Here is a 19,867-nt window from a genome sequence, read left to right on the forward strand (position 1 = left end):
AACACCTGCTCGATCAGTCCGGAGTCGACGAGTCCGCCGGCTGCGCCCGCTCCCGATCCAACGATCTCTGCAACTTGCTGAACTGCACGTTCGCCAGTCGCATCACGAGTTCGTACGGGAAGGCGAATTTCCGCTTCCACCAGTAGCCGAACCGGATGTCGAAGGAGCTGTAGACCAGAAAACGGTTGCGTTCGATACCGCGCAGGATGGCCCCGGCCACCCGCTCGGGCGATACGGCGTGCCCGGTGAACCGGCCGGTCAACCGTTGCACCCGGGGATGGTCCTTGTCCACACCGACCAGGTCGAACGAGCGCACCAGCGGGGTGTTCACCGCACCCGGTGTCACCACGTGCACCGAGATACCGTGCTGAGCGAGCTCGAACCGCAGCACCTCCGACAGGCCGCGCAGCCCGTATTTGCTCGCGCTGTAAGCGGAATGCCACGGCAGGGCGAGCAGACCGGCGGCCGAGGAGACGTTGACCAACGCGCCCCCGCGCCCGGCCCGCACCATCGGCGGGACGAACCGTTCGATCACATGGATCGGGCCCATCAGGTTGATATCGACCATCCGCCGCCAATGCCGGTATTCGAGTTTGTCCACGGTGCCCCATATCGAGGTGCCGGCCACATTCATGACCACGTCGAGGCTGCCGAACTTCTCGTGCACGGCGGCGGCGAACTCGGTGACCGCGTCGTAGTCGGCGATGTCCAGCGCCCGGGAGAACAGGACGGTGCCGCCGTTTCGTTCGACCTCACCGACGGTGGCGTCCAGTCCCGCGGCATCGATATCGGTGAGCACCAACCGCGCGCCCCGCGCCGCGGCGGCCAGTGCGGTGGACCGGCCGATCCCACTGGCCGCACCCGTGATCAGTGTTTTGGCATCGCCAACCGATTTCCTGCGCTTGATCCGCTCGCGGTCCATCCAGGTACTCCCGATCCGTCTCGAACCATGTGTCCGCAGCAGAGTACCGAGAACCGGGCGGTTCAGCGCTGCAGTACCGACAGCATGCCCGAAACCGCCGCGGGCCAGGTGAACTGTTCGGCGCGTCGCCGAGCCGCACCGCGGCGCCGATCGAGCGGTAGCGCGAGTACCTCGGTCACCGCGTCGGCGAACGCCGACGGGTGATCGGCGGCCACCGCCCCGCAGTCGGCGGTGACGATATCGGCGAGCGCCGACGATCGGCTCGCCACCACCGGCGTCCCTGCGGCGAGCGCCTCCAGCGCGGCCGGCCCGAACGTCTCGTGCGGCCCCGGCGCAGGCGAGACGTCCGCGGTGGCCGACAGAGCGGCCACCGCCGTGGATGCCCGCCGGAACCGTGGCACTGAATGGTCGGTGAACATACGATCGGGAAGATCCGCGCGCCGAACGCCCGGATGCGCTCCATTCAGGGGGTGGGCAGCGTGCGGCTCGCGCGGGGAAGGTCCAGGTTGAGCGATATACGTCCCAGCACCAGTAGCTCTTCCACCTCGTCCGGAGGCATGGGCCGCGCGATCAGGAACCCTTGGGCCCGGTAGCAACCCAACCCGACCAGAGTGCGGGCGGCGACCGGCGTCTCCACGCCCTCACCCACCACACCGAGACCGAACGAGCCCGCCAGGCCGATGATCGATTTCACGATGGCCAGGTCATCGGTGCTGGCGCCCAGCCGCTGGACGAACCCGCGGTCGATCTTCACCGCGTCCACCGGGAGCGCCTTCAGATGCGACAGCGAACTGTAGCCGGTGCCGAAATCGTCTATGGCGATCTGCACACCCATCCGTTTGAGCCCGTGCAGTGTCACCTGGGTGCGGGCCAGGTCCTGCACCACGACGTGTTCGGTGATCTCCAGGCATATCGAGCTGCCGTCGATACCGAACGAACGCAGGATGTCCTCGATCCGCTCGACGAAATCCAGGCTCACCAACTGCACCGGTGAGACGTTGATCCGCATGACCATATCGGTCGCCAACCCACGCCTGCGCCATTCGGCGAATTGCGCACATGCCGAGCGGATAACCCAGCGCCCCAACTCACCGGCCAGATTGGTGGCTTCGGCGACGGTGACGAAGGCGCCGGGCGGCAGTAGTCCCCGTGTGGGATGTAGCCAGCGCACCAACGCCTCCAGGGCCACGATCCGGCCGGTCCGCAGGTCCACCTCCGGCTGATAGTGCAGCACCAGCGACCCGTCGGATACCGCGCCGCGCAGATTGAGCTCCACATCGTCCTGGAGTTCGAACTGGGCGCGCATGGCGTCGGTGAAGACGGCCACGCCGTTGCCGCCGCCGGATTTCGCCGACAGCAGGGCATGGTCGGCACGGCGCAGCACATCGGCGACCGTGGTCTCCCCCGGCACACCGACCGCGACGCCGACGCTGACACCGCGACTCACCGACTCCCCGCCGACGGTGACCCGGCGGCCGATGAGCTGCTGAATCCGAATGGCCTCGTGTTCGGCGGAGACCGCGTCCATCGGCTTGGCGGGCACGATGACGAACTCGTCGCCACCGAGGCGGGCGATCATATCGTGGGGGTCGAGATTCTCCCGCAGCCGCGTCGACAGGGTGCGGATGAAGTTGTCGCCCGCGGAGTGGCCCAGGAAGTCGTTGAGCGCCTTGAGCCGGTCCAGGTCCAGGAAGAGCGCCGCGACCGGGCCCGGATTCCCGGCCAGCAGCCGCTGTTCCATATGCTCCAGCAGCGCGCGGCGATTCGCCAGGCCGGTCAGATCGTCGTGTGCAGGGCGATGAAGCGCAACTGCTCCTCGGCGTCCACTCGTGCCTGCAACTGGGCGAACAGCGTGGCGATCGCCTTGAGCACATTGAGCTCGCGCGAACTCCAATCCCGGTCGCCGACCTTCACGAAGCCGAGCAGACCGGTGGATTCGCCGCGGGAGACCAGCGGCACCGCCGCCGAACTGATATTGCCGAACCCGGACGCCCGGCGGATGGTCTCCTGGTAGTCGGTATTGTCGGGCGAGACCAGAAACGGCTCGGTGGTGTGTTCCAGCGCGTGGAACACCGAATCTGCCTGTTCGAAGTACACCACCCGCAGCGGGTCGGGTTCGGGCACCTCGGACCGCGGCGGGTATTCGGCCACCAGGACCGTCGCCCGGCGTTTCCGGTCGGTGTGCCGCAGATAGCTGAAATCGACATCGAAATACTCGACCAGTGTGGCCAGGACTTTCTGGGACGCCTCCGCCATTGTCGTCGCGTCGACACCCATCAGCTCCGCGGCGACCTCTGTCACCAGCGAGTCGAGCGTCCGCCGAGGCACTTTGTCTCCGATCACGCTAGCTGCGGGTGTCCGCGTCCGATACCGGACGCCGCCTGCTCCGCACGCCGGCGGCTGCCGCGTAGCTCAGGCGAAGTAGTAACGCCATACTGTCCTGTTCCGGCACTCCCAGTAGATCCAAGAGTCGTTCCTGAAGTGAAAACAGTCTATCCGCGTACCGCGGGGAAATCGTATCGAGCTCGTGACGATGTCGGGCGAACAGGAAGACCGGCGATACCGGCTGAACGGCCAGACCACGCCGCTGAGCATGGATCCACAACCGCTGCACCGCCGCGCCCGCCCGGACATACCCGGTCAATTCCCCTGTTTCCGGCGCGTCGGTGAAGGTCACCGCGACCACCGCGGAACTCGACGCGAGCCGGTCCCGGGAGTAATCGCCCAGCGCCGTACCGGCCGACCAGTCGTGCAACAGCGCCATCACATCGGCCCGGCGACCGATCTCCATCGCCGCCCGTTCGTCGGGCGCCAATTCCAGTGATCGGATCTCGATACCGGTCTCCGGGTCGTCGCCCGGGCGGCGAATCTCGTCGAACATCTCTCGATGCAGGCGCGGCGTCAGATACCGGACCCGGTCGGATTCGGCGACCACCGCGGCCACCGCGGCAATGCCCTCCGGATCGGCCATCGCACGCATGGTCGCCCCCTCAGCCGTCGCGGCCGCGTCGAGCTCGGCCAGCACCGGGTCCGGAATCACTCCCCCGTGGCCGAGGTGCCGGTTCGTCTCTCGGCGCAGGGCCGGCCGGTAGTCGGCCGCGAGCACCTCATCGGTGTCCGTGCCCAATCGCAGGACCGCGGTGAGCGGAGCGGCCGTATCGGTTGCTTCGCGCAGCTCGTACGGACCGAGCAGGCCGTGCGCGGCCGCAGCGGCCCGGGCGTTGTACAACGCGGCACCCACCGCCACGGCACTGCCCCGATAGCCGATATCCATCGCCGTACTGCGGCGCGGGTCCAGGGCTATCTCGATCGCGTCGTCCGCCGGGCGCAGCGACCAGGGCTGGACATTGCCGCCGGACGGGGCGCGCTGTGCGCACTCGAGTACCCGGCCGATCGGATCGGCGGCGGCCGTCTCGAGGCGCTCGGGGTCGTCCCAGAAGTCTTCGGCCAGGGCCGAATCCCCCGGCTCGGCGAGCGCGTCCAGCGCTTGGTCCACATCCACCCTGGCCCGCCCGGACCGCAGGTCCCGACCGAGTCCGATCCGGCGGATCACCGCGGCGACACCGGCCGCGCCGAGCATGATGTCGCCCGCGAGTTGCGGCCAACTGCTCAGTGTCTCGCCGACCTCCACCATGCTCGCCGCCATCCGCGCCGATACTTCCCGCGGCCCCAACAGGGCGACCACATAGGGCGCCTTGTCCCTGGCCGAGAGACCGCGGAGGTGGGTGGCCTTGGTATCGCCGAGCAGGCCGTGGAAAGGGCTGCGGTCGGGTTCGAGATCGAATCGCTCCACATCCAGCAGGCCCCGATCGCTGGTTTCCATCACCAGCGGGATCCGTTTTCGCGCGGCGGCCTCGCGCACAAGCAGCTTGACATCGAGCGAATCGCATTCCTCCACGACGATGGAAAGACCGTCGACGAATTCGTCGGCGGTCTGCTCGTCGACTCCTCCGCCGCGCACCTCGACCGTCAGATAGGGATCGAGTTCGGCGATGCGGCGTGCGGTCACGATCGCCTTGTTCACCGTGATGTCGAACAGCGTGGCGGGAACCCGGTTGAGATTCGACAGTTCCAGCTCGTCGAAGTCGGCCAACCGAAGCGAACCGCAAAGCCCTTCCTGAGCAATGGCGTACGCGACGGCGTGGCCCACGCTCTGACCGATCACACCGATGGTGAGGCCGGACAGCCGCTCCTGTTCCGCGCGGGTGATTTTGTTGCGATTGCGATCGAGACGAATTGCGCGGAATAGGCGTTCGCCCGGAAGTCCGACCACACTGCGACGCCACGGGTAATACACCCAGCGATCGCCTTCGGGCCCTTCGGACAGATCCGGCGGATCGGTGAGCCGATCGAATTCGGCAGCCAGCAAGCCGCGCAGATCCACGAATTCGATATATGTCTCGGCGCGGAGTTCCGCCAGTAGCCGCGCGTCCTCGGCATCGTTCGGATCGAGGACCAGCGGCCGGTATTCCACCCCTATTTCCGCTTCACCGGCCATAGGCGTACACACTCTCCCCCCGATGTCCGAGCGGTCTGTACGCCCGGGTCGGCGCCGTGTCGGTGATCCCCATGGCGCGAAGTTCACCGCGCATCAGTAGATACTGCAATCCGTCGGCGAATACCCGATATGTCCGGGTATCCCACCAGATCGGCACTGTCCGGTAGCGCTCGTCGGGGTAGGGAACCGGCGGAATCAGCTCGGCGACCACACCGCCACTGCCCCGGTGCCGCTCCGTCGTGAACGACGCGACGGTGGCGAAGCCGTAGCGTACCCCCATGATTCGCGGAGCGTGGGCGATACAGCGGGATATCGCGGCCGCCAGCTCGCCGCGCCTCGGCACGCTCCGCGCCACCCAGGCGCCGCGCGCCTCCACGACTCCGCGCGGTATCCGCCTGGCGATCATCCGGATCAGGTCGTCCCCACCCGGACGGCCGGACCAGGGGGCCAACGAGGCCATCTCCGACACCCAGGTATAGGGCCCTTGTATCCGTACCCCTCCCACCATTTCCCCCGCGGGATCGGTGGCGGCACAGAACAATGCGGTCGAGCGGCCGTCGGCGACCGCGTCGTGTCCGAGCACGTCCTCGATTCCGAAGTGCCGATAGACCTTCAGTGCACCCGCCAGGTATTGCTTCCACAACCGGGGCGACCGCGCCGGGGTGGTCATCGAGAAGTCGTAACCGGAGGCATTGTCACGGAACCGCAGTACATGTCCCCGCCAAGGGTCGCCGAGGCCGACTGCGTTCATTTCGACCGCCATGGAGTCCCCACTCTGTAGCCGCGCGCCCCTATCGGGGCACGCGGTGATCGATCTTGGCCGGCAGACCGGACCGACGCCCCGGCTCGTCGGCGGTACCTACGGCAGTATCCGTCATCGAACTGAAATTGACCAGACAACTGGTTAATCTTCCGAAAACTTCTGCTCACAGCGGTAATTATCGCAGGTCAGCGTACGCAATCCCAATAAGGAAACCAACCTGCAGACCGGTTGGTTCTAGGTCAGCTAATCATTGGCAAGTCGGCCCGCCATTCCGAGGCGATCTCACGTCCGAACGACTCACGCGGCAATGGAGATGAACAGCTCTACCGAATCCGAACCGTGCCATATCTCGATCTCCTCGCGGTAGGCACGGGTGATCTCGGCCGAGGCGGTCGCGTCGTCGACCTGCGCCCAGACGTCCTCCACCGGATCGTGATAGTCGCCGTTGGGCACGAACCGGGCGTAGACACCCCTCGGCACCCGCACCAGCAAATCACCGACCGGTGCGGCCTCGGGGGCCGGATACTCGAAGCTGACCAGAGCGTTGTAGGTGCCGGTGGGGGTCCGCACATACACCGTGTACATGGGACGGTCGGCCACGGGAGTCCGGCCGTTCACCTCCTCCGCCCGCTCCCTGAGCCGGTCCTTGAGGAACTCGATCAGCTCGCTGTTGCTGACCTTGAAGCTCGGCCGCACCTTCGGCACCACGAGTCCGCCGTAGATGGCCTCGCCGCGTACCACGATCGTGTAGCTCATCGCGACTCGACCGCCAGATACAGATCGATCCGGTAGGCATGCGGGTAGTACTCGAAATCGCCGGTGTAGGTCCGTCTGATCTGGTTGTGCTCTTCGGCATAGGTGATCTGCGCCCACAGACCGGTCATGATCTCCGGGAAGTTGCCGATGGAACTGAACCGCGCGTACGTGCCGCGCGGCAACCGCGCGATCAGATGCCCCCGGGTGACCTCTTCGAACGAGGAACACCGATAACCGACGATCTGGGTGTTGTAGGTGCCCAGTTCCGCGGAGTAGTCGGTATAGGCGCTGGCCAGCGGCCCGCCGAGTTCGTGGTGCAGCACCGAGGCCCAGGCCCTTTCCAAATCGTGGTCCCGCAGTTCCCCGAGCGCGCGCTTCGGGCTGCGCACCGGCAACCCGGCAACCCACGTCTCGTCCCGCTCGACGATGTCAAACTGCATGAAACGACTCTTTCAGCTGCATCCGCGGGCCTGGGCCCACGTCCGGTCGGCCAGACTCGCCATGCTATCAACCAACCCCGGCCGCGAACCGATCCGCGGCAACGGGCCCACGGCCGGTGAACTGGACAAACGTCCTGCAATAACGGCCGCCGAGCATTCCGCGGGTCCACCCCATCGGAAACCGGCGAACGGTACCGGATCCCCCACCCGATAATCGAACGACGAGACGTGAAGTGTTCACGATCACCTCTTTACGCGCTCGTGAAATACTTTCCCGAATAAAGGGATTCGGTATTTTACCCCTATTCCCATCATTGGGGATATAACCGAATATTGTTCCCCAATTAACCGCCGAAAGCCTCCTCGTCCATCACCAGTTCAGCTGAATTTCATTCGAAATCATTAGACATGCCTGCATGGCAGGAAAAGCGGACCGGCTTCCGGCGTGTCGGTCACGGTACCGACAAATCGGGCACCTTCGGCGGTGAGTTCCGACCACGATGCTCTCCATCGCATTCCGCGGACGTAACCCGTCGTCACGTCGTGGACGGTGGCGGCGGCGGACGGTGTACTGCCTGGCCGCGCTGTTCGCGCTCTTCGTATTCCCCGGGGTCCTCGGGACGGTGGCGACGGCCCAGGACGGATCGACCCCGGCCGGGATCTCCCGTATGGACGGCGTGGCCTGGATGAACGTCCGGGATTCGTCCGGGGTCCCGCTGGCCGACTATCTGTTCGTCGGCGATCCCGGTGGCCCGGGCAATCCCGGCGGAACGGTCCTCTGGGCGCTCCTCGGCCTGGAATTCGTCGGATACATGATCATCGTGACCACCGCGATCTGGTGGATCGGCTTCGCGCTGGGCTTCCAGTGGCTGGATCTGTTCGCCTCGGCGCTACGGGGAGTGGCCGATACCCTGACCGCCCAGATCGCGACACCGATCGTGCTGATAACGGCCGCGAGTATCGGCTCGGTCTTCGTCGCGTGGTTCGTCATGCGCGGCTTTCACGCCAGGGCGGTGTCGCAAATCGTGACCATGCTGCTGGTGGCCGTCGTGGGACCGCTGTTTCTGGCCGCACCGCTGGCCGATGTGCTCTCCTCGGACGGGCTGTTGGCGCGTGGCCGCGATGTAGGCGTATCGGTAGCGGCCGGGTTGAACGGTTCCATCGATCAGAATCCCGACCATCTGGTGGCCACGATCCAGGGTGATATGGCCGACACGTTCGCCCGCCGCCCGGTGCAGGTATGGAACTTCGGACATGTGCTCGACGAGCGAGCGGCGTGCGAAGCGGCCTGGTCGGCGGGTATCACCGCGGGTGACAACGAACACGCTCGGACCGGTATCGAGGACTGCGGCGACAACGAGGCGGTCACCCGGATGGAAAACCCGAGCGTCGGACAGCTGTGCACCGGTCTGATACTGCTGCTGTCCGCCCTGGTGTTGTTGGCGTTCGCCGCCTATCTCTCCGGCCAGATCCTCAAGGCCGCCCTGGACGCCATCTATCAGGGGTTCATGGCGATCTTCGGCTTCGCGGCGGGCGGTTTCGTCTATGGGCCGAGCCAGACCTTCCTGGTCCGCAACCTCGTCAACACCGGAATCGCGGCCGCCCGGATGTGCGTTTACACCATTTTCCTGGGTATCTTCCTGCTTCTCCTGACCAATCTGTTCCGAGTCGCGGATGGCCAAGTGATCGCCGTGATCGTCATCGCGGCCATGGTCGAGATCGTCGCCGTCCTCCAGTTGAGTCGGCTCCACAAGGGGCTGACGCGGGGTTCTTCCTGGGTCACCAACCGTTTCGCGTCGGCCATCCAGGGCGGGGGCGCCACGACCGGCTCCGGCGGAACCGCCCTGGGAATGGGTTCGGGCGGCGCGACCACGAAGGGCTCCGGCGGTTCCGGGCTCGGTTTCGTCGGCACGCTCGCGGCAGTCAACACCCTCAACACCTCTCCGGTCCTCGCCTGGGTCGCCGGGCGCACGCTCAATCCGCTCAATCCCTACGCGCGCGGTCTGAAGGCCTCGCAGCGAGCCAATATCGCCACCGCCGCCGGCCGCCAGGAGTCCTGGACGTGGGCACAGCTGGCACGCCAGAACTGGCGGCTCCTCGCCATCAGCGAAGCCGACCAGTGGGGTGGTATCCATACCGAACTGGGGCTGGCCCGCGCACTGAAGTATGTGGACAACAACAGGGTTCCCGGCGGCCACCTCGCGGCGGTCCTCCGGGCGGCCGGCGCGGACGATCAGGCCGTCACCAACGCGCTACGCGCCCGCGCCGTCCAGGAGGCCAGCAGGTCCCGGAACCCATTCGGTTTCGCACCTCTCCAGAAGGCCGTCGCCTCCGCCTACGCGGTGGAGAACCACGCCGACGTCGAAGCGGCGCGGGCCTTCGCGGCACAGGCCGTCAGCGCGGCGGACAGTCTGGCCAGGCACACCCCGGCACCGCCGCCGAACGCCGTGCTCGACCATGCGTTCATCCGCCGGGTCGAGCAGAATTGGGACTCCGAACGCGCCCTGCGCGCCGCGATCACCCCGGACGAATGGAACAACGTCGGTCGCGAGACCCGTCAGGCGATAGCCGACCGACTCTCACAGGAGCACCTGACGCTCGCCCGAGCCCACTATGACAACCCCACCGACAGCAGTCGGGCCGTACTGCTCCGCTCCGCTCGGCGTCTCGCGAACCTGAACCACATGGACCTGACACAGGGCCTCGACCCCTGGGATCCGTAACGACCCGACTCCGATCGGTTGCCGGGTGAACTCGCTGAGCCCGGCGCCCACTGCGGGCTCGAACGCCATCGGCCCGGCGGCTCCCGACAGACCTTCTGGAACCGGAACATCTGGCGTCCGTGCCGGCGGAGTAGCGCGATGTTCTTCGAACGGGTCCATGATGAGCGCTCCTTCGCGACATCAGGGCGCTGGACGGGCCGGCCCATCTCATATTGTCGTCATAATATGAGTCAGAGGGAGCACCAGAAAGAAGAATCACGGCAACGGATCGTGCGATCGGCGATAGGCCTGCTCAGATTTCGCGGGCCGGCCACCGTGAGCGTGGCGGACGTCATGGCCGGCGCGGGCCTTACCGTCGGCGGGTTCTACGCCCATTTCCCGTCCAAGGAGGAGTCAACCGCCCTCAGTCGCTCGACATGACGTGCATCGAGACCGTCATCGGCCGGCCCCATCGCTCGTCGGGAAGGTGAACGACGTCCGCCGACAGGCGGCTCTCCCTCGAGCTGTGAGAGACGTGGTCAGAGCGGAAGCGGCGGCCTGATCGCGAAGTATGCGCTCGGTCCCTGGCCGCGAGGGCCATGCCGGTGATCGTGATACCCGAGGAACTGCGCTACGACGTCATCGATCAGTTCCGCGAGTGGTTCGGTGGGGATGACCCCGCAGTCGACCAAGCCGGATGCCCTGGAATGTCGCGAGGAAGATCGGTCCGATCTGCTCTGGGCCCCATCTCGGGAGCCTTCCCCGGCATGGCCTCGGTGGGACATCTCCGGCACCGAGCCAAGCGAAGCCCTCAACAGCGAGGACGTTGAGCACCGCCTGCCGGTCCGGGAATATCGACCGAATGGTGGAGCTAAGGGGAATCGAACCCCTGACCTTCTCGATGCGAACGAGACGCGCTACCAACTGCGCTATAGCCCCGGATGGTTCGTTGACCGAACCGCTGTGCCACTGTAGCAAACAGGCGCCGCAGACTCCGAATCGAGGTCCTCACCTGGGCGCATACCGCCTTCGCCGCTCACGGCCCCGAGCGATTCACGCCCCGGCGGCGCGACGGATATCACCGCCTGCGGCGCGGTGGCGGACGGTGCGGGCGGTGGTGGCGTCATAGGTCTCGAGATGCTCAAAGACCGGATCCTCGTCGTCGGGTTCGAGCAGTTCGGAACGGCGGAGCAGCGCGCGGGCGGTATCGCGGTCCATTCCCCGGTGCGAGGCCGGGGTGCCGCGTCCGACGGGCGGCGCTTCGGCGGACCGGCGGTCCCGGGCGAGACGGGCGCTGCGGCGCCGGCGGATTTCCTCCTCCATCCGCACCTGCCTGCGCAGATAGGCCAGATAGGCGACGAGCACGGTGACCGCGCCCCCGCAGCCCCACCAGAAGGGGGTCGCTACGGCGATGGCCAGGCCTCCGCACAGCAGAGCGCCGAGCACGAGCGCCAGGACGGCGCGCTGGCGAAAGGTGTAGCGGGCGGCGCGGGCGGCCGCGTCGGCCTCCGGGTCGAATCCACCGCGGCCCCGTCGGGTGGGAACGAAATCGTCGTCGAGATCGTGCGGCCGACCGACGTCGGGGTCGCGGAGGGCGGGTGGGCGCGCGGGCGGGATCCGCGCCGGTACGGTGTCGGCCCGGTCATGTGTCACGGGGTCCGGATCGGGGATTGCGGGATCCTCGTCGCGGTCGGCGTCGTCGTCGGTGGCGAACCACGGGTCCGCAGTGTCCGGCGGGTCCGCGAGGGCCACACCGACACCGGTGCCCGAGCGTTCCTCGTCAGCCTCGGTGACGGGATCGTCGGCCGATGTCGTCATCCGATCCTCCGCATCTTTGCTGTGGTGACGCTTTCTGTAGGGGCGGGTGGACCGCTTGCGGGCATGCCCGCTTCCGGCGCGCCGCTTGGAACCTCCACGGTGCAGTACCCGGGTGGCCAGGGCGGTGTCGGTGGTCCGTCGTATTCTCGGGTGGCGGTCGGCGAGGATGGGGAACAGCACGAAGACCCAGAGCACGACCAAGCCGATCCACAGGATCGAATTCGGCATAGCCGTCCGCACCTCCGTCCCCGCCTGGTCGTTGTTCCGAGCCCATATGGCGAACGGTGGCTGCCCGGCCGCGGTATCACCCTGCGGCACCGGGTCACCGAGCGCGTGGCGGGCTCCCGATCGGCGGTACGGGGGCGCACCACCGACGTCCGTAGGTTAATTCCGAGTAGGGGTATGGCACGGCAGGCGCGCCGTGCACATGCGCCACATGAGTCACATTTCCATCGGACTCGACCACCTCGGGTGGATTTCGCCGATTACCGATTCACTTCAGCGTCAACCGCCCTTCCCGAGCCAGCCGGCTCACCACCCTCCCCGACAGCTCCTCCACCGTGATCCCGACCAGCAGGTGATCGCGCCACGCACCGTCGACATCGAGGTACCGGCGCAACAGACCCTCTTCCCGGAATCCCACATTGCGCAGTACCGCCTGGCTCGCCAGATTCTCCGGTCGCACAGTCGCTTCCACGCGATGCAGTCCGACCGGCCCGAAGCAGTGGTCGAGCCCCAGCGCGAGGGCGGCCGTGGCCACTCCCTGCCCACCGACGTCCTTGGCGACCCAATAGCCGATCCATGCCGAGCGCAGCGCCCCCCGCACGATATTTCCGACGGTCAACTGCCCGCTGAAGGCTCCGTCGACCTCGATGGCCAGCGGAATCATCGCGCCGCGTCGGGCCTCCGCCTTCAGACTCGACCACAGGGGCGGCCAATTCGACGCGTGATTGCGCGTCTCCCAGGCACCGCGACCGGTGGGCTCCCACGGTTCCAGATGTGCCCGGTCACGCAACCGGATCCGGCTCCACGCGGCCGCGTCGCGCAACCGTACCGGGCGCAGCGAGACGTCCCCGGCAGCCACCCGTACCGGGCCCAGATGCGCGGGCCATCCAGGATGCTGGGAGGTACGGAATACGTTCACCGACTCCACTTCTCAGCCGCGCTGTGCCAGGAATGCGACCCGAACCTTGTCACCGGTACGGATATCGGTGTCGTCGGGTTCCACCACGATCAGGCTGTTCGCCTCGGCCAATGTTGCCAGCAGATGGGAGGACGCACCCGTCCCGTTACCCAATGGCTGCACCAGATACTCACCTGTCGCTTCGTCCCGCATGAGTTGGGCCCGCAGATAGCCCTTACGCCCGGCCATGGACTGGATCGGCGTTATCGTGCGAGCCTTGATGATCCGGCGCATCGGCTGGCGCCGTCCCAGCGCGATCCGGATCAACGGCCGCACCATAACTTCGAACACCACCAAGGCGCCCACCGGATTGGACGGCAACAGGAATGTGGGCACCTCGTCGCGGCCGAGTCGCCCGAAACCCTGCACCGAACCGGGATGCATTGCCACCCGGGTGATCTCCAGCTCGCCGAGCCCCTCGAGCGCCTCCTGCACCTGCTCGGACGCCCAGCCGCCGACCGCCCCCGCGATCACGACGATCTCGGCCCGCACCAGTTGGCCTTCCACCACATCGCGGAGCCGGCGCGGATCGTCGTCGACGATGCCCACCCGGTTGACGTCTGCGCCGGCATCACGCGCGGCGGCGGCCAGCGCATACGAATTCACGTCGTACACCTGACCGGGGCCGGGGGTGCGGTCGATATCGATCAATTCCCCGCCGATCGATATCACCGACAGTCGCGGTCGCGGATGTACCAGCACCTTGTCCTGGCCGACGGCGGCGAGCAGACCGACCTGCGCGGCGCCGATGATGGTGCCCGCGCGTACCGCGACATCCCCCGGCTGCACATCGTCACCGGTGCGCCGGACGTAGTCACCCGAACGCACCGGCTCATAGACCTTGATCCGGGACCGGCCGCCGTCGGTGCAGTCCAACGGAAGTACCGCGTCGGCCAGGGTGGGCAGCGGCGCACCGGTGGCGACCCGCACCGTCTGGCGGGGCTGAAGCCGGATGGGCTGACGCGAACCGGCCATCACCTCACCCACCACCGGCAGGGTCAGATCCACCAGGTCACCGTTCTCGTCGCGGATATCGGCGCCCGCGGAGGCCACATCGACACTGCGAACCGCGTAGCCGTCGATGGCGGCCTGGTCGAATCCGGGCAACGGCCGTTCGGTGATGACGTCCTCGGCGCACAGCAGGCCCTGGGCCTCGGAGATCGCGACTCGGACCGGCCGGGGCGCGACCGCCGCGGCAGTCACCTTGATCTGCTGATCCTCAACCGAGCGCATCCGGCCCTTCCCGATCTTCCTCGCTAGCAGTCGATCTCATTCGTACGCGGTGAGCTGCGGATCCCGGTCGGGGCCGAGCCGGTTCCGGAGCCATTCGCGCAGGGCGGGCCCATATTCCTCCCGCTGCAGCGCGAAATCCACCGCAGCACGAAGATAGCCGCCCGGGTTCCCCAAATCATGGCGCGACCCACGGTGCACCACCACATGAACCGAGTGACCTTCGGATATCAGCAGGGAAATGGCGTCGGTGAGTTGCAGTTCGCCGCCCGCGCCGGGACCGATCCGCCGCACGGCGTCGAATATCGCGCGGTCCAGCAAATAACGTCCTGCGGCGGCGAAGGAGGACGGCGCCTCGTCCGGACGTGGTTTCTCCACCATGCCCTTGACGCGCAAGACATTCGGTTCGACCGCATCGGGTACCGGCGCGACATCGAATACGCCGTACGCACCGATCTCCTCCGCGCGCACATCGATGGCGCACAGCACCGACCCGCCGAGTTTTCGGCGCACCCGGCCCATCACCTCCAGAACCCCGCACGGCAGCACCAGATCGTCCGGCAGCAGCACCGCGACGGCGTCCTCATCGGGATCGAGTACCTGTTCGGCCTGGGCGACGGCATGCGCGAGCCCGAGCGGTTCCCCTTGCACCACCGAGACGACATCGAGCAACCCCGGCGCCTTGCGGACCTTTTCCAGAAGGTGGAATTTGCCGCGTTCGACCAGCGCGTTCTCCAGCACCAGATCTTCCACGAAATGTGCGACAACCCCGTTCTTACCGGGCGATGTCACGATCACCAGACGCTCGGCGCCGGATTCGGCGGCTTCGGTGGCCACCAATTCGATTCCGGGGGTGTCGACCACCGGCAGCAATTCCTTGGGCACCGTTTTGGTCGCGGGCAGAAATCGAGTTCCGAGCCCGGCCGCCGGCACAACGGCAGTACGGAAACTCGATCCCCCCACCGGGACGAACTCCTTGCCATGCTCTGCGGCCTCGATTGTCATATGCCTACCCTATCCATCGATAACGTTCCCCGACCGGCTGCACACGGCTCGCCGACCGGAACGGAATCGGGCGAACAGCGTTCGGTATCCCGACGGCAGCGGAGGATGTCACCGCGGAGCGCGACCCGCTCGGCGCGGGGCGAGCACCGTCGTGGACCTATGGTGGTCACTGTGGATATGTCCGGTGAGCACGGCAAACATGCCTGGCGTAGTGAAATCCTGGCCCGCCGGGCCGCGTTGTCGGCCGAGCGGCGCGCGGACGAGGCGGCGGCATTGGCGACGGCGCTGCGTGAGATCGATCCGGGTGCGTGGGCATGTGCTTATGTCCCGGCGCGGGACGAGCCGGGATCGACGGCGATGCCGGAGGCCCTGCGAACGGCCGGGGCGCGGGTACTGCTGCCGGTGACCGGGCCGCCCGGCCCGCTGGCGTGGGGGGAGTACACCGGCACCGCGAAGCTACGCCCGGCCCGTTATGGACTGCTCGAGCCCGTCGGCCCGGTGTTGCCCCCCGAGACCGTCGGCCGGGCCGGACTGATTCTGGTTCCGGCTCTGGCGGTGGACCGGCGCGGGGTTCGGCTGGGTCGCGGCGCCGGCTATTACGACCGCAGCCTGGCCGCGGCCTCCCCGTCCGCTCGGCTGGTGGCGGTGGTGCGCGACGACGAACTGGTCGAGCGCTTGCCGGAGGAACCGCACGATATCCGGATGGGCTGGACGCTCACCCCCCACGGCGGGCTGCGGCCGGTCTCCGCCTGTCGGGCCGGTCACGGTCACGACATTCGGGAATAGGGCGTCGACTAGCGACGTTGGCACTGTCGGCTGTAGAGTGCTAACTCGACGAGACCCGCCGGAGGATTCAGTGCCAACCTATTCTTACGCCTGCACCCAGTGCGACAACCGCTTCGATATCGTTCAGTCCTTCACCGACGAGGCGTTGACCGTGTGCTCCGAGTGCTCCGGGAAACTGCGCAAACTCTTCAACTCGGTGGGGATCGTTTTCAAGGGCAGCGGCTTCTACCGCACCGACAGCCGGACCGGTGCCGGCACCGCGAGTGAACCCGCCAAATCCGATAGCGGATCGAACGGCTCGACCACCAAGTCCGAGTCCACACCGGCCGGCACCACATCCACACCGGCCGCCTGATTCCGCGGACCGCGGCTCCGCCATCCACACCCCCGGAATTGTCCACAACCGGTCGTTCGCCTCGTCCGGCCTGCCGAGTTCGGCCATACGCTCGGCGTATGACTCGTGCACGCGCCCCTATCCGCCCGGGAGGACAACTCCGCTTTCGCCGCGCACTCGGCAACGGAGAAACCTGGCGCGACGCCTTCGCCAACCGACCGCCCTGGGCCGATGCGCTCCTGGTCCGCCGCCTGCTCGCCGCCGTGTTCGCCATGGCCGCCGTGGCACTGCTCCTCCGCGGTGATCCCGACGACGCCCGCGCCGCCGTCGTCGTCGCGAGCCGCGACCTCCCACCCGGCCATCTACTGGAATCGGCGGACCTGCGGATCGCCCACCATCCTTCCGCGCTGCTTCCCGAAGGCGCCGTTCACGACGCGGCACCGTTGAGCGGTGCGGTACTCACCGCGGCCCTGCGCGCCGGGGAAGTCGTTACCGATCTGCGGGTTGTCGGTCCACGCCTGGCCACGATCGCCGCGGGTACCGAGAACGCCCGAATCGTGCCGATCCGCTTGGCCGACAACGCGATCACCGATGTCCTACGCGCTGGTGACCGCGTGGATGTGGTGGCCGTCGAGGAAAGCGACGCCGCTCCGGCCAGAACACTGGCCACCGACGCGACGGTGGTGTTGGTCTCCGGATCACCGACCGAGCCGGGTCCGGGACGGGCGACCGAGCGGGTGATGCTCGTCGCCCTGGACTCCGCCCGTGCCACGGCCGTTGCCGCCGCCTCGCTGAGCACCGCCCTCACCGTGGTGCTCCATTGACGGGAGCGGGCCTGCCACAACAGGTGCGACAGGCCCGCTCCTCAGAGGACGTCGATCCGGCCGAGCGCCTCGTCGGCTCGGCCGAGTCGGATCAGCCGAGGCTGAAGGGCCGGCCCCACAGGGTCACGACCGACATGACATTGTCGGTCTCGACCTTGACCCGGACGAACGAACGCGCCTGGGCGTAGCCGGCGCAGCCGGACAGTCCGATGGTCTCGTCGGCCCAGGTCACGCTGCCGCTGGTTCCCTTGAACGCGTTGCGCCGCTCGTGTTTCTCGTTGCCGAAGTCGTCGGCTTCCTCGAGATCGAGTACGAAGAAGGACCTGGCCTGGCCGGGCCCGAGCGTCAGCTCGCCGCCGCTTTCGGCGCCGACCATCCCTTCGCCGCTCTCCCATTTGACATCACCGGAGACGCCGCCCTCGACTCCGCCACCGTCGATGTTGACCTGGCAGCCCACGACGTAGCCGGGGTAGATCTTGCCGCCCTTGGCGCCGTCGCCGGCCAGCTCGACCTGGGCGCTACCGGAGACCCAGGCGTTGCGGTGCACCGGAGTGGACCCCATGGACGGGTTGATGAGCGCGGACTCACCGACCATACGCACGGTCACCACGGTGCCATCGGACAGGGTCTTGACGATTTCGCCGCCGGGCAACGGGACGAAGGTGTCGGCGTGGGCCGCACCGGTGGAGCACAGGCCCAGCGCGACGGTGGCGGCGGCACCGACACCGGCCACGCGCGCGAGGTACTTACGGTTGAACATGACGTTTATGCCCCTCTGGGGTTGAATTCGCTACAGCGAGAGATGTGGTGGGTGAATTCGACCGGTATCGACCGTCAGCCGATGCTGAACGGCTGCCCGTAGAGGGTGGTCTTCGAGTAGTGGTCGCCGATGATTTCGACCACGGTGTAGGCACGCGCCTGGGCATAGCCGGCGCACCCCTGGATCTGGATCTCCGCGTCCTGGTACTCGACCGAATAGGTACCCGCCTTCGGGATGTCCTTGAATTCGATCTGGACGAACTCGACCTCGCCCGGGCCCAGATCCAGACCCACGGAGCCGCCGAGACCGCCGCCCTCGAGGTCGACACCGGCGGACAGGCCCAGACCGATCGCGTCATCACCGATACTCACCTGGCAGCCGACGATATAGCCGGTGCTCACCTGCGATATCCCGTGCGTAGAGGAGTTGTTGGTGCCGTCGGCACCGGTCGGACCGTTGTTCGGCCCCTCCTCGCCTTCCGGAGTGGCGGTGACATCGGCAACGGCGGTACCGGAGACCCAGACGACACGGCCCGCGCCATTGGCCGCCATGGACGGCGAGATCAGCGCGTGCTCACCGAGACGCTTCACGGTGACACCGGGGCCCACTTTTTCCCCGTCGGGCAGCGGTACGAAGGTATCCGCATCGGCGGCACCGGTGGAGAACAGTCCCATGGCCACGGCGGCAACAGCGCCGACGCCCAGAACGCGCGCGCCGCGACGCAGACCGGTGGTGCGGTTCTTGCTCATACTTCCCCTCATCAGGTTTCAGCAACACCCGGCATCGCAGCGATCGGCGCCGGGAGACCTATGAACAGGCTCCGTAAGCGTGGAGCACCGCCCTGTCCGGTAGATGAACCCGGATCCACACACTCGGTGAACACTGGAGTACCGTGCCGCTGCCCGGGAATGGCCATCACGTGTGGGAGAAGTGGCCGAAAGGTTACGCGAGTCGCGGAAATTCGCCATTCGCCGGCAGTTCGGTCCGGCTATAAAACAAGATCAGGGACCCATCGCGGACTGCGATGAGTCCCTGATCGAGAGGTACGGCAGTTAGCTCGGAGAATGCCGGACGGCACAACCGGGAAGCGGATACCCCGCCCGGTCATCGAACCCGACCAACGGGGTGATCAGCCCAGGCTGAACGGCTTTCCCCATAGCGTCACCCAGCCGATGACATTCTCCGTCTCCACCTCGACGCTGACGAAAGCGCGCGCCTGGGCATATCCCCCACAACCGGACAGACCGATGGTTTCGTCGACCCAGGTCACCGATCCACTGCTGCCGGAGAACCCGTTATTGGTGTTGTGCTCTTCGTTCCCATAGTCATCGGGCCCTTCGATATCGAGCACATAGAAGGTCTTCGCCTGACCAGGTCCGAGGGTCAGCGCGCCCCCACTCTCGGCGCCGACATTGGCCGTACCGTCTTCCCAGGCGGTCGCACCGGAGACACCGCCCGCGACACCGCCGCCATCGATATTGACCTGGCAGCCGACAACGTATCCCGGAAAGATCCTGCCGCCCGCATCGGCCCCGGTACCGGAGAGCTCCACCTGAGCGCTACCCGTGACCCAGGCATTGCGGTGCACCGGGGTGGCGCCCATGGACGGGTTGATGAGCGCGGACTCACCGACCAGCCGCACGGTCACCACCGTGCCGTCGGACAAGGTCTTGACAATCTCCCCGCCGGGCAGCGGGATGAAAGTATCGGCGTCGGCGGCTCCGGTGGAGAACAGCCCCATGGCGACCATTGCGGCAGCGCCGATTCCGGCGAAACGCGCCAGATACTGACGTGTGGACATGATTCACCCTTCGATGGGTAGGCTCGCACGCGCGAGAAGGGTTGG

17 protein-coding genes, 1 tRNA gene and 2 pseudogenes are annotated in these 19,867 nt (G+C 66.9%); 5 read left to right on the forward strand and 15 right to left on the reverse strand.

Going from position 1 to position 19,867, the window contains the following annotated elements; translation table 11 throughout:
* Positions 1 to 13: 13 nt before the first annotated feature.
* The 7 genes and pseudogenes from ON20_RS21535 to ON20_RS21565 form a co-directional block, all read right to left on the reverse strand.
* Positions 14 to 922, reverse strand: a complete 909-nt coding sequence (locus ON20_RS21535; protein WP_051163013.1) for an SDR family oxidoreductase — start codon at positions 920 to 922, stop codon at positions 14 to 16.
* Positions 923 to 984: 62 nt separating this feature from the next.
* A pseudogene (locus ON20_RS21540) lies at positions 985 to 1,293 on the reverse strand (glycosyltransferase); the annotation flags it as partial.
* A 92-nt stretch (positions 1,294 to 1,385) separates the two neighbouring features.
* Positions 1,386 to 3,199 (reverse strand): annotated as a pseudogene (locus tag ON20_RS21545) (bifunctional diguanylate cyclase/phosphodiesterase).
* A gap of 67 nt (positions 3,200 to 3,266) precedes the next feature.
* Positions 3,267 to 5,420: an Rv1355c family protein gene (locus tag ON20_RS21550; RefSeq protein WP_040838045.1), complete on the reverse strand. Its 2,154-nt coding sequence runs from the start codon at positions 5,418 to 5,420 to the stop codon at positions 3,267 to 3,269.
* Positions 5,410 to 6,171, reverse strand: coding sequence for a hypothetical protein (locus ON20_RS21555; protein ID WP_174361915.1), 762 nt, complete (start codon positions 6,169 to 6,171; stop codon positions 5,410 to 5,412). The genes ON20_RS21550 and ON20_RS21555 overlap by 11 nt, the downstream gene beginning before the upstream one ends.
* Positions 6,172 to 6,480: 309 nt before the next feature.
* The gene (locus ON20_RS21560; protein WP_040838047.1) at positions 6,481 to 6,939 is read right to left on the reverse strand and encodes a GyrI-like domain-containing protein; all 459 of its coding nucleotides are present in this window, start codon (positions 6,937 to 6,939) and stop codon (positions 6,481 to 6,483) included.
* Positions 6,936 to 7,379 carry a GyrI-like domain-containing protein gene (locus tag ON20_RS21565; protein WP_040838048.1) on the reverse strand — a complete coding sequence of 148 codons (444 nt, stop codon included), beginning with the start codon at positions 7,377 to 7,379 and terminating at the stop codon, positions 6,936 to 6,938. The genes ON20_RS21560 and ON20_RS21565 overlap by 4 nt, the downstream gene beginning before the upstream one ends.
* Positions 7,380 to 7,879: 500 nt before the next feature.
* Between ON20_RS21565 and ON20_RS21575 the strand changes: the two genes are divergently transcribed.
* Together ON20_RS21575 and ON20_RS40640 are read left to right on the forward strand one after the other, a co-directional pair.
* Positions 7,880 to 10,102, forward strand: coding sequence for a hypothetical protein (locus tag ON20_RS21575; RefSeq protein ID WP_157228934.1), 2,223 nt, complete (start codon positions 7,880 to 7,882; stop codon positions 10,100 to 10,102).
* 225 nt (positions 10,103 to 10,327) lie between these two features.
* Positions 10,328 to 10,522, forward strand: coding sequence for a TetR/AcrR family transcriptional regulator (locus ON20_RS40640; RefSeq protein WP_040838159.1), 195 nt, complete (start codon positions 10,328 to 10,330; stop codon positions 10,520 to 10,522).
* 422 nt (positions 10,523 to 10,944) lie between these two features.
* Here the strand turns inward: ON20_RS40640 and ON20_RS21585 are convergent.
* The 5 genes from ON20_RS21585 to ON20_RS21605 all read right to left on the reverse strand — a co-directional run bounded on the left by ON20_RS21585 (position 10,945) and on the right by ON20_RS21605 (position 15,317).
* Positions 10,945 to 11,020 (reverse strand) — tRNA-Ala (locus ON20_RS21585).
* Positions 11,021 to 11,134: 114 nt separating this feature from the next.
* Entirely contained in the window at positions 11,135 to 12,127 is a 993-nt protein-coding gene (gene sepX / locus ON20_RS21590) for a divisome protein SepX/GlpR (RefSeq protein ID WP_040838160.1), read from the reverse strand.
* A gap of 265 nt (positions 12,128 to 12,392) precedes the next feature.
* Positions 12,393 to 13,043 carry a GNAT family N-acetyltransferase gene (locus tag ON20_RS21595; protein WP_040838161.1) on the reverse strand — a complete coding sequence of 217 codons (651 nt, stop codon included), beginning with the start codon at positions 13,041 to 13,043 and terminating at the stop codon, positions 12,393 to 12,395.
* Between the two features lie 12 nt (positions 13,044 to 13,055).
* Positions 13,056 to 14,315, reverse strand: coding sequence for a molybdotransferase-like divisome protein Glp (gene glp, locus ON20_RS21600; RefSeq protein WP_040838052.1), 1,260 nt, complete (start codon positions 14,313 to 14,315; stop codon positions 13,056 to 13,058).
* A 36-nt stretch (positions 14,316 to 14,351) separates the two neighbouring features.
* Positions 14,352 to 15,317: a UTP--glucose-1-phosphate uridylyltransferase gene (locus tag ON20_RS21605; protein ID WP_051163015.1), complete on the reverse strand. Its 966-nt coding sequence runs from the start codon at positions 15,315 to 15,317 to the stop codon at positions 14,352 to 14,354.
* Between the two features lie 159 nt (positions 15,318 to 15,476).
* Between ON20_RS21605 and ON20_RS21610 the strand changes: the two genes are divergently transcribed.
* From ON20_RS21610 to ON20_RS21620, 3 genes are all read left to right on the forward strand, one after another.
* Positions 15,477 to 16,103 (forward strand): 5-formyltetrahydrofolate cyclo-ligase, encoded by a 627-nt coding sequence (locus ON20_RS21610; protein WP_051163017.1) that lies wholly within the window; start codon positions 15,477 to 15,479, stop codon positions 16,101 to 16,103.
* 70 nt (positions 16,104 to 16,173) lie between these two features.
* A complete protein-coding gene (locus tag ON20_RS21615) occupies positions 16,174 to 16,458 on the forward strand; it encodes an FmdB family zinc ribbon protein (protein ID WP_040838053.1) in 285 nt (94 codons plus the stop codon).
* Positions 16,459 to 16,556: 98 nt separating this feature from the next.
* Complete coding sequence (locus tag ON20_RS21620; protein WP_051163019.1) at positions 16,557 to 17,261, forward strand: SAF domain-containing protein; 705 nt, start codon at positions 16,557 to 16,559, stop codon at positions 17,259 to 17,261.
* Between the two features lie 91 nt (positions 17,262 to 17,352).
* On the opposite strand, the gene ON20_RS21625 is transcribed toward ON20_RS21620, so the two are convergent.
* The 3 genes from ON20_RS21625 to ON20_RS21635 all read right to left on the reverse strand — a co-directional run bounded on the left by ON20_RS21625 (position 17,353) and on the right by ON20_RS21635 (position 19,822).
* On the reverse strand, positions 17,353 to 18,021 hold the full coding sequence (locus tag ON20_RS21625) for an MspA family porin (RefSeq protein WP_040838054.1): 669 nt from the start codon (positions 18,019 to 18,021) through the stop codon (positions 17,353 to 17,355).
* A 74-nt stretch (positions 18,022 to 18,095) separates the two neighbouring features.
* Positions 18,096 to 18,770: an MspA family porin gene (locus ON20_RS21630; protein ID WP_040838055.1), complete on the reverse strand. Its 675-nt coding sequence runs from the start codon at positions 18,768 to 18,770 to the stop codon at positions 18,096 to 18,098.
* 380 nt (positions 18,771 to 19,150) lie between these two features.
* Positions 19,151 to 19,822, reverse strand: coding sequence for an MspA family porin (locus ON20_RS21635; RefSeq protein WP_040838056.1), 672 nt, complete (start codon positions 19,820 to 19,822; stop codon positions 19,151 to 19,153).
* Positions 19,823 to 19,867 lie beyond the last annotated feature (45 nt).

Source organism: Nocardia brevicatena NBRC 12119, from assembly GCF_000308495.1.
GTDB classification, from domain to species: domain Bacteria; phylum Actinomycetota; class Actinomycetes; order Mycobacteriales; family Mycobacteriaceae; genus Nocardia; species Nocardia brevicatena.

Bases quoted from the DNA above. Each gene is read 5' to 3' on its own strand.
- glp (WP_040838052.1), bottom strand. From the start codon at position 14,315: ATGCGCTCGGTTGAGGATCAGCAGATCAAGGTGACTGCCGCGGCGGTC.
- ON20_RS40640 (WP_040838159.1), top strand. From the start codon at position 10,328: ATGAGTCAGAGGGAGCACCAGAAAGAAGAATCACGGCAACGGATCGTG.
- ON20_RS21630 (WP_040838055.1), bottom strand. From the start codon at position 18,770: ATGAGCAAGAACCGCACCACCGGTCTGCGTCGCGGCGCGCGCGTTCTG.
- ON20_RS21620 (WP_051163019.1), top strand. From the start codon at position 16,557: ATGACTCGTGCACGCGCCCCTATCCGCCCGGGAGGACAACTCCGCTTT.
- ON20_RS21555 (WP_174361915.1), bottom strand. From the start codon at position 6,171: ATGAACGCAGTCGGCCTCGGCGACCCTTGGCGGGGACATGTACTGCGG.
- ON20_RS21605 (WP_051163015.1), bottom strand. From the start codon at position 15,317: ATGACAATCGAGGCCGCAGAGCATGGCAAGGAGTTCGTCCCGGTGGGG.
- ON20_RS21565 (WP_040838048.1), bottom strand. From the start codon at position 7,379: ATGCAGTTTGACATCGTCGAGCGGGACGAGACGTGGGTTGCCGGGTTG.
- ON20_RS21610 (WP_051163017.1), top strand. From the start codon at position 15,477: ATGGTGGTCACTGTGGATATGTCCGGTGAGCACGGCAAACATGCCTGG.
- ON20_RS21625 (WP_040838054.1), bottom strand. From the start codon at position 18,021: ATGTTCAACCGTAAGTACCTCGCGCGCGTGGCCGGTGTCGGTGCCGCC.
- ON20_RS21635 (WP_040838056.1), bottom strand. From the start codon at position 19,822: ATGTCCACACGTCAGTATCTGGCGCGTTTCGCCGGAATCGGCGCTGCC.
- ON20_RS21535 (WP_051163013.1), bottom strand. From the start codon at position 922: ATGGACCGCGAGCGGATCAAGCGCAGGAAATCGGTTGGCGATGCCAAA.
- ON20_RS21550 (WP_040838045.1), bottom strand. From the start codon at position 5,420: ATGGCCGGTGAAGCGGAAATAGGGGTGGAATACCGGCCGCTGGTCCTC.
- ON20_RS21560 (WP_040838047.1), bottom strand. From the start codon at position 6,939: ATGAGCTACACGATCGTGGTACGCGGCGAGGCCATCTACGGCGGACTC.
- ON20_RS21575 (WP_157228934.1), top strand. From the start codon at position 7,880: ATGCTCTCCATCGCATTCCGCGGACGTAACCCGTCGTCACGTCGTGGA.
- sepX (WP_040838160.1), bottom strand. From the start codon at position 12,127: ATGCCGAATTCGATCCTGTGGATCGGCTTGGTCGTGCTCTGGGTCTTC.